The following is a 13,809-nucleotide window of genomic DNA, read 5'->3' on the forward strand; positions in this document are numbered from 1 at the left end:
CTTCAAGTTTCGAAGTCAATACCTGGGTTCCTGTGAACTTCAGGCACCCGTAGGGAGTGGTTCGTTCAAGTCTTGAAGTTATGAAGGACGGCCCGTGAAGGGCTACCGAAGCCGCTGGCTGATCACCTTTGAGACGCCGTCGCCCTGCATGGACACGCCGTACAGCGCGTCGGCGACCTCCATCGTCCGCTTCTGGTGCGTGATCACGATGAGCTGCGAGGCCTCCTGCAGCTCCTCCATGATGCGGATGAGCCGCTGCAGGTTGGTGTCGTCGAGCGCGGCCTCGACCTCGTCCATCACATAGAAGGGACTCGGCCGTGCCTTGAAGATCGAGACGAGCAGCGCGACGGCGGTCAGCGACCGCTCACCGCCGGAGAGCAGCGAGAGCCGCTTGACCTTCTTGCCGGGCGGGCGGGCCTCGACGTCGACTCCGGTGGTGAGCATGTTGTCGGGGTCGGTCAGGATGAGCCGCCCGTCGCCGCCCGGGAAGAGCCGCGAGAACACGCCCTCGAACTCACGGGCGGTGTCCCGGTAGGCCTCGGTGAACACCTGCTCGACGCGCTCGTCGACCTCCTTCACCACTTGCAGGAGGTCGGCCCGCGTCTTCTTCAGGTCCTCCAGCTGCTCGCTCAGGAACTTATGGCGCTCCTCCAGCGCGGCGAACTCCTCCAGGGCCAGCGGGTTCACCTTCCCGAGCTGCTGGTACGCCCGTTCGGCTGACCTCAGCCGCTTCTCCTGCTCACCGCGGACGTACGGCACGGGCCTGTTGCGCGGGTGCTCCGGGTCCTCGGGGAGCTCCTCGCCCTCGGCCGCGGGGGAGGGCGGCACGAGCTGGTCGGGGCCGTAGTCGGACACGAGTCCTGCCGGTTCCACACCGAGTTCCTCCAGTGCCTTGGACTCCAGCTGCTCGATCCGCAGCCGCTTCTCGGCACCGAGTACCTCGCCGCGGTGAACTGAATCCGTCAATGTGTCGAGTTCCGCCTTGAGGTCACGCCCCTGGCCCCGCTCGGCGGTGAGATCCCGCTCCCGCACTTCCTTGGCGCGCTCGGCGGAGGCACGTTCCTCCTGCGCCCGTACGAGGGAGACCTCGACGTGCGCGAGCAGCTGCCGCGCGCCACGGGCGACGGCCTCGGCGACCGCGGCCTCGTGCCGCATCCGGGCCTTGCGCTGCTCGGCACGCGCGCGTGCCTCGCGTTCGGCGCGTGCGGCCCGGTCGAGCGAGTCGGCCCGTCCCGCCAGGCCCTTGACCCGCTCCTCGTGCGTACGCACCTGGAGCCTGGCCTCCATCTCGGTCTGCCGGGCGTTGGCCCCGTCGGCGGCCAGCCGGTCGCGTACCGAGGTGTCGGGCTCCTCCTCTACCGGCGCCTCTTCCGCGACGGCGAGACGCTCGGCCAGCTCCTCGGCGTCCTCGACCGCCTTGTCCAGCGCCTCCTGCGCCTTGGCCGCGGCGGCCGCACTGCGCTCCGCCTCGCCCGCGGCGCCACGCGCCTGCCCGGCGAGCGCGCCCAGCTGCTGGGCCACGGCTGACTTCTCCCGGTCGGCGGTGCGCCTGCGCTCCCCCAACTCCTCGACGAGCGCGGCGACTTCCTTGCGGCGCTCACCGGACTCCTGCTGTACGCGGGCCAGCTCCTCGCACTGGGCGGCGAGTTGCTCCAGCTCGGCGGCCGCCTCGTCGACGGATGCCTGCACTTCGAGGAGGCTCGGCGCCCCGGCCGAACCGCCCTGCGCGAAGTGCGCCCCGAGCAGGTCGCCTTCGGCGGTGACGGCGGTGAGCTCCGGGTGGGCGTAGACGAAGTCCTCGGCGTCCTCAAGGGTGCCGACGACGACGATGCCCCGCAGCAGCCGCCGCACGGCGGGCATCAGATCCTCAGGACCGCGCACCAACTCGGCGGCGAGGGGCGGCCCTTCAGAACCACCGGTCCGTACGTCGCGCTCCCCGTCGGGCGCCCCCGTGAGCAGCAGCGCGGCCCGTCCCGCGTCCTGCTTGCGCAGCAGCCGGATGGCCTCCGCCGCCGATGCCGGTGTGGTCACCGCGATCGCGTCCGCCGCGGCGCCGAACGCCGCCGCGATCGCGACCTCGTACCCCGGTGCGATCGAGAGCAGCTCGGCCGCCGGACCGAGGAGTCCCGTGAGGCGGTCCTTGGCGGCGAGCAGCGCCCCCGAACCGTCCTTGCGGCGCAGGCCGAGCGCGAGCGCCTCGTGCCGGGCGGCGACCGCGGCCCGCTTGCGTTCGGCGGCGGTGGCGGCCTCGCGGGCCGCGGTCAGCGCACCCTCGGCCTCGGTGAGGGAACGCTTCGCCTCGTCGTGCCGTTCGCCGAGCTCCGCGTCACCGGCGTCGAGCCCGTCGACCTCCGCCTTCAGCTGCTCGTACGCCTCCTGGGCGGCGACCGCGCGCTCTCCCGCCTCGTCACGCGCCACGGCGAGCCGGTCGATCTCGGCCTGCGCGGAGCCCGCCCGCGAGCGCGCGGCGTTGACCTGGCCGTGCAGCCGGGCGAGCCCTTCGCGCCGGTCGGCGATGGCCCGTGCCACGTCCTTGAGGCGGCGCTCCTCGACCGCGAGCTCCCGCTCCAGATCGGCACGGTGGCCGACCGTGTCCTCCAGGGCGTGCTCCGCGGCCTCCAGGGCAGCCGCGAGCTCCGCCTCCTGCTCGCGGATCCGGGCGGCCTCGCGCTCCATGTCCTCGGGGTCACGGCCGCGCCGCTCCTCCGGGGGCGCCGCGGTCGCGCTCTTGACCCGGGCGTCGGCGAGGGACACCGTGCCGCGCACCCGCTCGGCCAGCTGCGACAGCTCGTACCAGGTCTGCTGCGCCCGCTGGAGCCGCGGGGTGAGGCGGCGCACCTCGTCCTCCAGCTCGGCCTCCCGCTGGAGCGCCTTCTTCAGCGCGGCCTCGGCGGTGTCCTTGCGCCGCTTGAGCTCCGCCTCGTCGGCGACCTCGGTGCGCAGCGCGTCCCGCAGGCGTACGAGGTCGTCGGCGAGCAGCCGCAGGCGGGCGTCGCGCAGATCGGCCTGGATGACGGCGGCCCTGCGCGCCACGGCCGCCTGCCGGCCGAGGGGCTTGAGCTGACGCCGCAGTTCGTCGGTCAGGTCCTGCACGCGCGCGAGGTTGGCCTGCATCGCGTCGAGCTTGCGCAAGGCCTTCTCTTTGCGCTTGCGGTGCTTGAGGACGCCCGCCGCCTCCTCGATGAAGGCGCGGCGGCCCATCGGGTCGGCGTGCAGGACGCCGTCGAGCTGGCCCTGTCCGACGATGACGTGCATCTCGCGCCCGATGCCGGAGTCGGAGAGCAGTTCCTGGATGTCCAGGAGGCGGCAGGTGTCCCCGTTGATCTGGTACTCGCTGCCGCCGTTGCGGAACATGATGCGCGTGATGGTGACTTCGGCGTACTCGATGGGCAGCGCGCCGTCGGAGTTGTCGATGGTGAGGGACACCTCGGCCCGGCCGAGCGGCGGGCGCCCGGTCGTGCCGGCGAAGATGACGTCCTCCATCTTGCCGCCGCGCAGCGACTTGGCGCCCTGCTCGCCCATGACCCAGGACAGCGCGTCCACGACATTGGACTTGCCGGAGCCGTTCGGTCCGACGACGCAGGTGATGCCCGGCTCGAACTTCAGCGTCGTCGCCGACGCGAAGGATTTGAAACCGCGCAGTGTCAGGGCCTTGAGGTGCACGCCGCCGGACTCTACCTCCCACCCGTCTCCCGCCACCGCCCTTCCAACGGGGCGCTGCGCGCCGTACCTTTCCTTCAACCGTTTCACCCAGGAACATGCAGGGCACATCAGGTGTAACGGAAACGGCTGCACGGCGACAAGAAAGAAGGGACGCCGAAGCGTCCCTTGCAGATCTGGACAAGCGGCTGACATGGGCAGCCCGACCACGTGCGTTAACAGGCATCCCACCGACCCAAGAGTGCGTGACGCGATCAGGCGTTACGCGTGGTCGTGTGAGATGAGCGCCTTGCTGAAGGTGGTGGTCAGGTGAGCGCAGGCTCCGCCTGGGGTACGTCGATGCTCTCCAGGAGCGATTCGTGAGAAGCGGCAGCCGCGAGTGCGTCGTTCTCGGCCTGGATCTTCACGAGCTCAGATTCCAGGTCCTGGACGCGCTGCTGGAGCCGTCGCATCTCGGCGAGAAGTCGCGGGTCGGAACCGCCGACGTAACCGAGAAGCGCCTTTGCCATGATGGATGGTCCTCCACAATGAGTGACCGACCGAAGCGGTGTGGGTCGTGAGGGAATCGCACCCGCGGTGCTTGGCACTCGTTGTTCGTGCTGGGTCTTGCTGGCCGTTCTCACATGCCAAACAGCTAAGGTGCGCGGGGCTTCCAGAGTCTCACCAAAAAGTTTGACGGTCAACACGATCACGCCCTGTATTGGCGGGCAACCCGGGGGTCTGCGGCCGTTGGAACGGCGGCGCTGCCTCTGCTGCGGGGCCCTGGGGGCGTGTCGATCATCCTTCACCTGGGAGCCTGCCACGACGGACCGTTCTTGGCAACCACCAGGCCTTTCCTGCCCCGGGCAGTTGCCAATACCCCACGGGGGCGGGTCCGGCCGACGGGTCTTCGTCAGCGAATCGCGAATGTGTCGTAGATGCCGCGCGGAGTGTCCCAGATCTCAGTGACGCCGTCGACGCGGCCGGGTGTGTCGCCCGTGCGCAGCCAGTCGAGCAGCCCCTGCGCACCCGCGCGAGGCCCCTCGGCGACGACCTGTACGCGGCCGTCCTCCAGATTGAGAGCAAAACCACTCAGGCCCCCGATCTCCAGAGCCTTGGCCCGCGTGAACCAGCGGAATCCCACGCCTTGCACCTGGCCACGCACCCAGGCCGTGACTCTGACTTCTTCGTTCATGGGTGCACGCTAACCGGCCAATTGCTCTCGTAGCACTTCGTCCCCATGCGCCATCGCGTACAGTCCCGACACGATGAGCCTCACCCGTATGGGTGAGCCACGTTGACCGCTGAGGACGAGGAAGGCCAGGAGATGGGACGCCACCGACGCTCCGGCGCAGGGGCAGCCGCCACCGGCCGCGCCACTGGGGTCTCCGACACATACGCGGGCGGCCACGCCGGCGTCCCGGAGCCCCGCCCCGCCACCCTGTCGCACCGCCGCAAGGGCCGTGCCGCACCGGTGCGCACCGGCCTGCTCGGGGTCTCGGCAGCCGTGGCGATGGGCGCAGTGGCAGTCGCCTCCGGCCTGGTTCCCGGCGCCGACAACTACTCCCTGGGCGGCGGTGGCGACTCGAACAAGGTGCGCGCCGCCAGCTCCCCCAGCGAGGTGTCCCCCCAGGGCGGCGACACCGGCACCGCCGACCGCGAGACGGCACCGCCGAGCCGCGGCTCGGACCGCCCCGACGCCCCGGCCCCCTCCTCCCCCTCGCGGCCCGCCGAGAAGCCCTCGGCCGAGCCGTCGAAGAAGCCGTCGTCCAAGGCGCCCGCGCCCGAGACCGGCGAGAAGAAGAAGACGACGCCCCCGCGCCCCTCGCGCACCCCGTCCGAGAAGCCCAAGGCCCCGCCGGCCACCAGCTCGAAGTCGCCGTCCGCCGAGAGTATGGCCGAGGCCACGGTGCTCACCCTGGTCAACCAGGAGCGGGCCAAGGTGGGCTGCTCCCCCGTGAGCGGCGACAGCGCGCTGGCCTCGCTGGCCGGGGACTTCAGCTCGGACATGGCCGAGCGCGACTTCTTCGACCACACCGACCCGGACGGCGCGACCCCGTGGGACCGCGCGGAGAAGGCCGGGATCTCGGATCTGGGCGGCGAGAACATCGCCCGGGGCCAGGCGAACGCGCAGTCCGTGATGGACGCCTGGATGAACAGCCCCGGCCACCGCGCCAACATCCTGAACTGCGACTACAAGACCCTGGGCGTCGGCGCGCACTTCGCGCCGGGCGGCCCGTGGTGGACGCAGGACTTCGGCTTCTAGGACAGCGGGTCGCGAGCCGGACCTGCACTAACTGCGGGTTAGCGCACCCCGTGGGTTAGCGCTGTGCAGGAGTATGCTGTCCGCATGGATTCCACCGCTCAGGACCGGGCCGAGGCCGAGGTCGCGTTCGACGTGTTCTCCAGGCAGTGCGTTTCCCGCGGCACTCTGGAGCACGTCACCGGACGCTGGGGCGCACTCACCCTGGGCGCGCTGCACGACGGCTCGTTCCGTTTCAACGAACTGCGCCGCCGGGTCGACGGCGTGAGCGAGAAGATGCTGTCCCAGACGCTGCACGCGCTGGAGCGCGACGGCCTGGTCCACCGCGATGCGCAGCCCACCAACCCGCCGCGCGTGGACTACCGGCTCACCCCGCTGGGACGGGAGATCGCCGACCGCCTGATGAACCTCATCCACTTCGTGGAGGGCCGGATGGACGGCGTACTCGAAGCGCGCGAGCGCTACGACAAGAGGGTGGCCGGCGGCCGCTGACAGCGCGGGCAGAAGTAGCTGGAGCGGTTCATCCAGGGGCGCCGGCGCATCGCGGTACCGCAGCGGCGGCACGGCTCGTCCTCACGTCCATAGGCGTCGAGCGACCGCTCGAAGTACCCGGACTCGCCGTTCACGTTCACGTACAGGCTGTCGAAGCTCGTGCCCCCGACGGCGAGGGCCGCATTCATCACATCCCTTACGTGGCCCAGGAGTTGGGCCGTGCGCGGGCGCGTGAAGGTGGCGGTGGGGCGCTCGTAGTGCAGCTTCGCCCGCCAAAGGGCCTCGTCCGCGTAGATGTTGCCGACGCCGCTGATCAACGACTGGTCGAGCAGGGCCCGTTTGATCGTCGTACGACGGCGGCGCAGCGCGGCATGGAAGGCCGCGTCGTCGAACAGCTCGTCCAGCGGGTCACGCGCGATGTGCGCGATGACGTCCGGCAGTCCGTCCGGGGTGTTCTCGTGCAGCGAGAGCCCGCCGAAGGTCCGCTGATCGACGAAGCGCAGCTCGGTGCCGAGATCGTCGGCGAACCGCACCCGGATCCTCAGGTGCTTCTCGTCGGGCGCGTCCTGGGGCTGGACCAGCAACTGCCCGCTCATGCCGAGATGGGCGAGGATCGAGGTGTCGCCGTCCTCGACGGGCAGCCAGAGATACTTCCCTCGCCGCATCGCCGTACCGACCCGGTGGCCCTTGAGGCGGAGCCCGAAATCGTCACCGCCCGCCAGATGCCGCCGCACGGCACGCGGATGCAGCACCTCGACATCGGCGACGGTGCGATGAGCCACCCACCGCTCAAGACCACGCCGGACGACTTCGACCTCGGGCAGCTCGGGCATGGACTACTCCGGGGCGATCGAATGGGCGGGAATGCCGCGACGCGGCGAAATGCTTGGTGCCGGCCACCCCAAGGGCGACCGGCACCAAACAGTAAAGCGTGTCAGGCTGACGGGGCTTCGGCGCCCCCGTCAACCTGCGCGGTAGCGGTAGCAGGAGCAGCGGCGGCGAGTTCCGCCGCCTTGATCCGCTCATCCGCGGCAGCGCTGATCTCGCGCCAGGCGGACTCCGCGGCCTGCTGCTCCGCTTCCTTCTTGCTGCGGCCGGTGCCGGTGCCGTACGAGACGCCTCCGACGCGGGCGGCAGCAGTAAAGGTCTTCTCGTGGTCCGGGCCGCTCTCCGTGACGAGATACTCGGGAACGCCGAGGCTCTCGGTGGCGGTGAGCTCCTGGAGGCTGGTTTTCCAGTCCAGGCCCGCGCCCAGGTTCGAGGACTTCTCGATCAGCGGGTCGAAGAGCCGGTGCACCAGCTCGCCCGCCGCGTCCAGACCCTGGTCCAGATAGACCGCGCCGATCACCGCTTCAAGGGTGTCGGCGAGGATGGATGCCTTGTCCCGGCCACCCGTACCCTCTTCGCCCCGGCCGAGCCGGATGAAGGAGCCGAGTTCGAGGCCACGACTGACCTCCGCCAGCGCACGCGAATTGACCACCGCGGCCCGCAATTTGGCCAGCTGGCCTTCAGGCAGGTCGGGGTGGGTGCGATAGAGCGTGTCCGTGACGACCAGACCGAGCACCGAGTCCCCGAGGAACTCGAGCCGCTCATTCGTCGGCAGACCGCCGTTCTCGTACGCGTACGAACGGTGGGTCAGTGCACGCACCAGAAGGGCGGACTCGAGTTTGTACCCGAGCCGCCCTTCCAAAAGCGTGTGGGACGAGGCCGTGTTTTCCGCCTGCTTCTTGGCGTTTGCAGCCTTTTCAGCGTTGGCGTCTTCCGCCATTTTTTGGCTAGACACGGTGCCTCTCACCAGCCGCTCAGACCTCGAGGACCTGGCGCTTGTTGTACGTGCCGCAGCTCGGGCACGCGATGTGCTGCAGCTTCGGCTCCTGGCAACGCTCACACGAAACCAGAGTGGGGACCGCAGCCTTCCACTGCGACCGGCGGTGGCGCGTGTTGCTGCGCGACATCTTCCGCTTCGGAACAGCCACGGCTACTTCTCCTGCTTCTCGTCGACGCCGGCTTCGGCGCCGCTCACGTCGTCCTTCTCGCCGTCCTGGATGGTCCCGGCGAGTCCCTGCAGTGCCGCCCAACGAATGTCGACGGCATCATGGTGGTGGTCCGGGTCGTCCGCGAGCCGTGCCCCGCACTGGGAACACAGGCCCGGACAGTCGTCCCGGCACACCGGCTGCATCGGCAGTGCGAGCACTACCGCGTCACGCAGCACGGGCTCGAGGTCGAACAAGCCGTCCTCGAGATAGAGCCTGTCCTCGTCGTCCTCGGCGTCGTCGGCCGGTTCCGCGGTGCGGCCCCGGTCGTCGGCGTCAGGGTACGAGAACATCTCCTGGAAGTCCGCTTCCACGTCAAGCTTCAGCGGCTCCAGACACCTTACGCACTCCCCCTCGGCCGACGCACGGGCGGTACCTGTGACAAGCACCCCGTCCATGACCGACTCAAGGCGGATCTTCAGCTCGACCGGGGCGCCTTCCGGCACTCCGATGACCCCGTCGATGCCGAAGGCACCCGGAGAACCGGGGGCCTCGACGTCACGGGTCAGCCGCTGCAGCGCACCGGGACGCCGACCCAGCTCGTGTGTGTCGAACACGAGAGGGTTGCGGTGGTCAAGGTGAGCACTCAGGGCTTTTCCTGCTTTCGAATCCTGGAAGTTCAAGGAGGGCCGCCCCCGTCGTGAGCTGTGCTCACTAGCCGGGCAGCCTGGATCGCGGACGTACGCGCGACCGAAGAGCCAGGATACTGGACCTTTCGCTCTCGGCCCAATCCGGTCCCGGAAGGGCCGTGGGCCGGGCGCTAGCGGCCCTGTTCGTACTGGCGGAGCTGCTCCGCCGTGATCATGCCGGTGTCGAAAAGACTGGTCTCGTCCAGCACGCCGGGGGCCGGGTGCTGATGCTGCTGCTGCGGCTCTCCGTACCCCTGCTGCTGGGTCTGGTCGTACCCCTGCTGCGGGTATCCGTACGGATCCTGCTGCTGATAGCCGTACGGGTCCTGCTGGGCGTACTGCTGCTGGTAGGCGTACTGGTCCTGCTGCTGGTAGCCGTACGGATCCGGCTCCTGCTGGGGCGGCGCGTACGGCTGCTGTTCCGGGATCTGCGGAGCCGCCTGGGGCGGCTGCGGGGCCGCGGGAGCGGGCGCCACGGCAGCCGCGGCGGGGTCGGTGAGGCCCGCGAGGTACTCGGCGTCCGTGGTGTGCGCCTGGGGGCCAAGGCCATCGGCGAGACCCGCGAGGTCGTCGGCGGGCGCCCGGCCGTGCAAGGTCTGCCGGCCGCGGCCGACCGCCTCCAGGGTCTTGGCGAGGACGGCCTCGAAGGCGCCGAGCTTGGCGTCGACGTAGGCGTCCGCGTCCCGGCGCAGCGTCTCGGGGTCGTGGCTGCGCTGCGGGGCGTCCTCGTCCTCGTAACCCTGCTCGTCGAGGCCGGGGCCGGTGCCCAGGAGCTTCTCGCGGCCGCGGCCGACGGAGCCGAGGGTCTTGGTGAGGACGACCTCGAAGTTGGCCAGCTTGCTGTCCACGTAGTCGTCGGCCTCGACACGGACCTCGTCGGCGGCCTGCCGGGCCTCGGCGAGGATGCGCTCGGCCTCGCTCTGGGAGTTGCGGGCGACCTCCGTGTCGGAGATCAGCGAACCCCGCTCGGCGTGCGCGGTCTCGATGATCCGGTCCGCCTCCTGGCGGGCCTGCTCGACCAGCTGCTCACGGCCGCCGATGAGCTCCTGGGCCTGGGCAAGGGAGCCGGGCAGTGCCTGGCGCACCTCTTCGAGCATCGACAGCAGATCGGCGCGGTTGACCACGCACGAGGCCGACATCGGCATGGACCGGGCACTGCCGACCGCGTCGACGATCTCGTCGATCTTCTTCTGCACGTCCACCGTGTGCTCGCCACTCTCTACAGCTGGTTGGAGACGGACGGCACGACTGTAAGGCCAGTCGGCCGCCGTCCGACACCGGGTGACGGACTGTCAGTACGCCCGGCGGTCCGTCACTTCTTGCCGATGCGCTCCACCAGCGCCTCGTGGACCACCGGCGGCAGCAGGTGGGTCACGTCGCCGCCCCAGGCGGCGACCTCCTTGACCAGCGAGGAGGACAGGAAACTGTAGGTGGGGTTCGTGGGCACGAAGAGGGTCTCGACGCCCGAGAGGCCGTTGTTCATCTGGGCCATCTGCAGTTCGTAGTCGAAATCGCTGACCGCGCGAAGGCCCTTCACGATGGCCGGGATGTCGCGCTGCTTGCAGAAGTCGACGAGAAGGCCGTGGAAGGCCTCGACCTCGACGTTCCCGAAGTCGGCGGTGACCTCACGGATCAGCTCGATCCGCTCGTCGATCTCGAACAGGCCCTTCTTCGACTGATTGATCATCACCGCGACGTGCACCACGTCGTACAGCTTGGAGGCGCGGGCGATGATGTCGAGGTGTCCATTGGTGATGGGGTCGAATGACCCCGGACAGACGGCGCGGCGCAACTGAAGTCCCTCGCTCTCCGGTCCGGTCATGGCGCGATCACTGAGTCGTCGCACGTAGAGGCGGCGCGACCGTACCAAAACGTGCCTTCGCCGTAACGACGGGACCTCAGTGCCTCGAAGCCGTCGGGCCAGCAGAATTCTCCGCCTCTGGTACTGCGTTCAACGGTGACGAGCGCATCGTCCGTGAGCCAGCCCCCCGCGCGGAGTGTGAGCAGGATCTCCCGAAGATCGTCATCGGTGACGACGTACGGAGGGTCGAGAAAGACCAGGTCGTACGGGGTCGCGGGGGCGCCGCCCTGGACGATCTGTGCCGCTTTGCCCGCCCTGACCTCGGCGCCGGGCAGGCCGATCGACTTCACGTTCTCCCGGACGGTGCGCACCGCGCGGGCGTCGGCCTCGACGAGCAGGGCGTGGCCGGCGCCGCGCGAGAGCGCCTCGAGGCCGATGGCTCCGGACCCGGCGTACAGGTCGAGGACGCGGGACCCGTCCAGCGTGCCCTGCAGGGCCTGCCAGGTGGAGAACAGGCCCTCGCGTGCGCGGTCGGTCGTGGGCCGGGTGCCGGTTCCTGGCGGGACGGCGAGGCGACGTCCGCCGGCCACACCGGCGATCACGCGGGTCATCTGAGTCCTTGTCGGTGAACGAACGTGCGGGAAGATCCGGCCTCAGTCTCTCAGCCCCTGGGCCCCTCCTGCCTGTCAGCCCTTGTCGCCCCTTGTCACCCCTTGTCGAGGTACTGCTCGCGCTCGTCGTCCAGGAGGGCGTCCAGGGCGGTGCGCAGCTCGGGCAGGTGCTCCAGATCCGGGTCGGCCGAGACCACCGCGACGGCCTCCTCGCGGGCCTCGGCGATGATCTCCTCGTCCTCGATGACCGCGAGCATGCGCAGGCTGGAGCGGACACCGGACTGCGCCTGGCCCAGTACGTCGCCCTCGCGACGCTGCTCCAGGTCGATCCGGGAGAGCTCGAAGCCGTCCAGCGTCGCGGCCACGGCTCCCAGGCGCGCGCGGGCGGGGCTCGCCTCGGGCATGTCGGTGACCAGGAGGCAGAGGCCGGGGGCCGCGCCACGGCCGACGCGGCCGCGCAACTGGTGCAGCTGCGATACGCCGAAGCGGTCGGCATCCATGATCACCATGGCGGTGGCGTTCGGGACGTTCACGCCGACCTCGATGACCGTCGTCGCCACCAGGACCTGGGTCTCGCCCGCGGCGAAGCGGCGCATCACCGCGTCCTTGTCGTCCGGCTGCATGCGGCCGTGCAGGACCTCCACCTTGAGGCCTTGGAGAGGGCCCTTGGCGAGCTGCTCGGCGACCTCGATGACGGCGAGCGGGGGCCGCTTCTCGGCGGTCGCCTCCTCCTCGGCCTTCTTCTTGGCCTTCTTCGGGTCAGCGGCTTCGTCGACGTCATCGCCGATGCGCGGGCAGACCACGTACGCCTGATGGCCGTTCTCGACCTCCTCGCGCACGCGCTCCCACGCGCGCGCCAGGAAGTGGGGCTTGTCCTCGGCCGGCACGACATGGCTGGCGATCGGCGAACGGCCCGCGGGGAGCTGGTCGAGGACCGAGGTCTCCAGGTCACCGAAGACGGTCATCGCGACCGTGCGCGGAATGGGCGTGGCCGTCATGACGAGCAGGTGCGGGGGCTGCTTGCCCTTGCCGCGCAGGGCGTCGCGCTGCTCGACCCCGAAGCGGTGCTGTTCGTCGACGACGACCAGGCCCAGGTCGTGGAACTGCACCTTGTCCTCGATCAGCGCATGCGTGCCGATGACGATCCCGGCCTCCCCGGTGACCAGGTCCAGCAGCGCCTGACGCCGCGCCGCCATCCCCATGGAGCCGGTGAGCAGCGTGACCTTGGTGGCCTGGTCCGAACCGCCGAGCATGCCCCCCTCGGCCAGCTCACCCATCATCTCGGTGATCGAGCGGTGGTGCTGCTGGGCGAGGACCTCGGTGGGCGCGAGCATCGCGGCCTGCCCACCCGCGTCGACGACGGCGAGCATGGCGCGCAGGGCGACCATCGTCTTGCCCGATCCGACTTCTCCCTGGAGGAGGCGGTGCATCGGGTGCTCGGTGGCGAGGTCGTCGAAGATTTCCTTGGAGACCTTTTCCTGGCCCTCGGTGAGGGTGAAGGGCAGCTTGGCGTCGAAGGCGTCGAGCAGGCCGCCGTCGCGGGGGCGGCGGGCGATCGCGGGGAGTTGCGCGTCCGCGTACCGGCGTCTGGCCAGGGCCACCTGGAGGACGAAGGCCTCGTCCCACTTCAGGCGGTCGCGGGCCGATGCGATGTCCGCCTTGGTGTGCGGGCGGTGGATCTTCAGGAGCGCTTCGGGGAGCGGGATCAGCGCCCGGCCGTCGCGCAGGCTCGGCGGCAGCGGGTCGACGGCCTCCTGGGCGCTGGGCAGGACCGCGTCGACGGACTTGGCGATCTTCCAGGACTCCAGCTTGGCGGTGGCGGGGTAGATCGGGATGAGGGCGCCCGCCCAGGAGTCCACGGCCTCTTCGGCGCCGCCGGGGGTGTCGGGGTCTCCCTTGAGGAGTTCGTACGCCGGGTGCGCGAGCTGCATCTTGCGGTTGAAGACCGATGCCTTGCCCGCGAACATCGCGCGGGTGCCGGGCAGCAGATCCTTGTGCGGCTTGTGGATGCCGCGGCCGAAGAAGACCAGCTGGAGCTGGCCGCTGCCGTCGGTGATGGTCACTTCGAGCCGCTGACCCCTGCCGCCGTTGAACGTCAGGATGCGCGCCGTCGCGACCTGGGCGACCACCGTGACGTGCTCGTCCAGCGGCAGGTCGGCGAGGCGTGTGAGCTCGCCCCGCTCCGCGTACTTCCGCGGATAGTGGTGCAGCAGGTCGCCGACCGTGTGCAGGTCCAGGTGCTCGGCCATCACCTTCGCGGTGGCGGGACCGACCACTTTCTTCAGGGGTTCTTCGAGCGCGGGCACGAGATCCATTGCACACCACGCCACTGACAATTCGC

Annotated in this window: 13 protein-coding genes; 2 read left to right on the forward strand and 11 right to left on the reverse strand. The window is 70.0% G+C overall.

The genetic code is table 11. The features are described 5' to 3' along the window. Positions 1-102: 102 nt before the first annotated feature. The 3 genes from smc to AB0E78_RS28410 all read right to left on the reverse strand — a co-directional run bounded on the left by smc (position 103) and on the right by AB0E78_RS28410 (position 4,834). Positions 103-3,663, reverse strand: coding sequence for a chromosome segregation protein SMC (gene smc, locus AB0E78_RS28400; RefSeq protein WP_361838084.1), 3,561 nt, complete (start codon positions 3,661-3,663; stop codon positions 103-105). A gap of 302 nt (positions 3,664-3,965) precedes the next feature. Next, a complete protein-coding gene (locus AB0E78_RS28405; RefSeq protein ID WP_135333243.1) occupies positions 3,966-4,169 on the reverse strand; it encodes a hypothetical protein in 204 nt (67 codons plus the stop codon). Between the two features lie 383 nt (positions 4,170-4,552). Further along, a complete protein-coding gene (locus AB0E78_RS28410; protein WP_361838089.1) occupies positions 4,553-4,834 on the reverse strand; it encodes an acylphosphatase in 282 nt (93 codons plus the stop codon). A gap of 132 nt (positions 4,835-4,966) precedes the next feature. Between AB0E78_RS28410 and AB0E78_RS28415 the strand changes: the two genes are divergently transcribed. Together AB0E78_RS28415 and AB0E78_RS28420 are read left to right on the forward strand one after the other, a co-directional pair. Beyond that, positions 4,967-5,905, forward strand: a complete 939-nt coding sequence (locus AB0E78_RS28415) for a CAP domain-containing protein (RefSeq protein ID WP_361838092.1) — start codon at positions 4,967-4,969, stop codon at positions 5,903-5,905. Positions 5,906-5,989: 84 nt separating this feature from the next. Next, positions 5,990-6,394, forward strand: a complete 405-nt coding sequence (locus AB0E78_RS28420; protein ID WP_361838095.1) for a helix-turn-helix domain-containing protein — start codon at positions 5,990-5,992, stop codon at positions 6,392-6,394. Here the strand turns inward: AB0E78_RS28420 and mutM are convergent. From mutM to recG, 8 genes are all read right to left on the reverse strand, one after another. Next, positions 6,364-7,227 carry a bifunctional DNA-formamidopyrimidine glycosylase/DNA-(apurinic or apyrimidinic site) lyase gene (mutM, locus tag AB0E78_RS28425; protein WP_361838098.1) on the reverse strand — a complete coding sequence of 288 codons (864 nt, stop codon included), beginning with the start codon at positions 7,225-7,227 and terminating at the stop codon, positions 6,364-6,366. The genes AB0E78_RS28420 and mutM overlap by 31 nt on opposite strands. Positions 7,228-7,328: 101 nt before the next feature. After that, positions 7,329-8,189, reverse strand: a complete 861-nt coding sequence (gene rnc, locus AB0E78_RS28430; RefSeq protein ID WP_361838101.1) for a ribonuclease III — start codon at positions 8,187-8,189, stop codon at positions 7,329-7,331. A 7-nt stretch (positions 8,190-8,196) separates the two neighbouring features. After that, positions 8,197-8,370: a 50S ribosomal protein L32 gene (gene rpmF / locus AB0E78_RS28435; protein ID WP_003965982.1), complete on the reverse strand. Its 174-nt coding sequence runs from the start codon at positions 8,368-8,370 to the stop codon at positions 8,197-8,199. Between the two features lie 2 nt (positions 8,371-8,372). Beyond that, positions 8,373-9,017, reverse strand: coding sequence for a DUF177 domain-containing protein (locus AB0E78_RS28440; protein ID WP_361838472.1), 645 nt, complete (start codon positions 9,015-9,017; stop codon positions 8,373-8,375). 170 nt (positions 9,018-9,187) lie between these two features. Then, positions 9,188-10,258: an ATP synthase F0 subunit B gene (locus tag AB0E78_RS28445; RefSeq protein ID WP_361838104.1), complete on the reverse strand. Its 1,071-nt coding sequence runs from the start codon at positions 10,256-10,258 to the stop codon at positions 9,188-9,190. 110 nt (positions 10,259-10,368) lie between these two features. Further along, on the reverse strand, positions 10,369-10,848 hold the full coding sequence (gene coaD, locus AB0E78_RS28450; protein ID WP_361838475.1) for a pantetheine-phosphate adenylyltransferase: 480 nt from the start codon (positions 10,846-10,848) through the stop codon (positions 10,369-10,371). A gap of 26 nt (positions 10,849-10,874) precedes the next feature. Next, the gene (rsmD, locus tag AB0E78_RS28455; RefSeq protein ID WP_361838107.1) at positions 10,875-11,468 is read right to left on the reverse strand and encodes a 16S rRNA (guanine(966)-N(2))-methyltransferase RsmD; all 594 of its coding nucleotides are present in this window, start codon (positions 11,466-11,468) and stop codon (positions 10,875-10,877) included. A gap of 95 nt (positions 11,469-11,563) precedes the next feature. Continuing rightward, positions 11,564-13,783: an ATP-dependent DNA helicase RecG gene (gene recG / locus AB0E78_RS28460; RefSeq protein WP_361838110.1), complete on the reverse strand. Its 2,220-nt coding sequence runs from the start codon at positions 13,781-13,783 to the stop codon at positions 11,564-11,566. Positions 13,784-13,809 lie beyond the last annotated feature (26 nt).

Origin of the sequence: Streptomyces sp. NPDC032198 (assembly GCF_040636975.1) — a bacterium.
GTDB lineage: Bacteria > Actinomycetota > Actinomycetes > Streptomycetales > Streptomycetaceae > Streptomyces.

What these genes read in the sequence shown, in the direction of transcription:
- rsmD (WP_361838107.1), bottom strand. Translation starts at nt 11,468, where the DNA reads ATGACCCGCGTGATCGCCGGTGTGGCCGGCGGACGTCGCCTCGCCGTC.
- AB0E78_RS28415 (WP_361838092.1), top strand. Translation starts at nt 4,967, where the DNA reads ATGGGACGCCACCGACGCTCCGGCGCAGGGGCAGCCGCCACCGGCCGC.
- AB0E78_RS28410 (WP_361838089.1), bottom strand. Translation starts at nt 4,834, where the DNA reads ATGAACGAAGAAGTCAGAGTCACGGCCTGGGTGCGTGGCCAGGTGCAA.
- AB0E78_RS28405 (WP_135333243.1), bottom strand. Translation starts at nt 4,169, where the DNA reads ATGGCAAAGGCGCTTCTCGGTTACGTCGGCGGTTCCGACCCGCGACTT.
- mutM (WP_361838098.1), bottom strand. Translation starts at nt 7,227, where the DNA reads ATGCCCGAGCTGCCCGAGGTCGAAGTCGTCCGGCGTGGTCTTGAGCGG.
- recG (WP_361838110.1), bottom strand. Translation starts at nt 13,783, where the DNA reads ATGGATCTCGTGCCCGCGCTCGAAGAACCCCTGAAGAAAGTGGTCGGT.
- AB0E78_RS28420 (WP_361838095.1), top strand. Translation starts at nt 5,990, where the DNA reads ATGGATTCCACCGCTCAGGACCGGGCCGAGGCCGAGGTCGCGTTCGAC.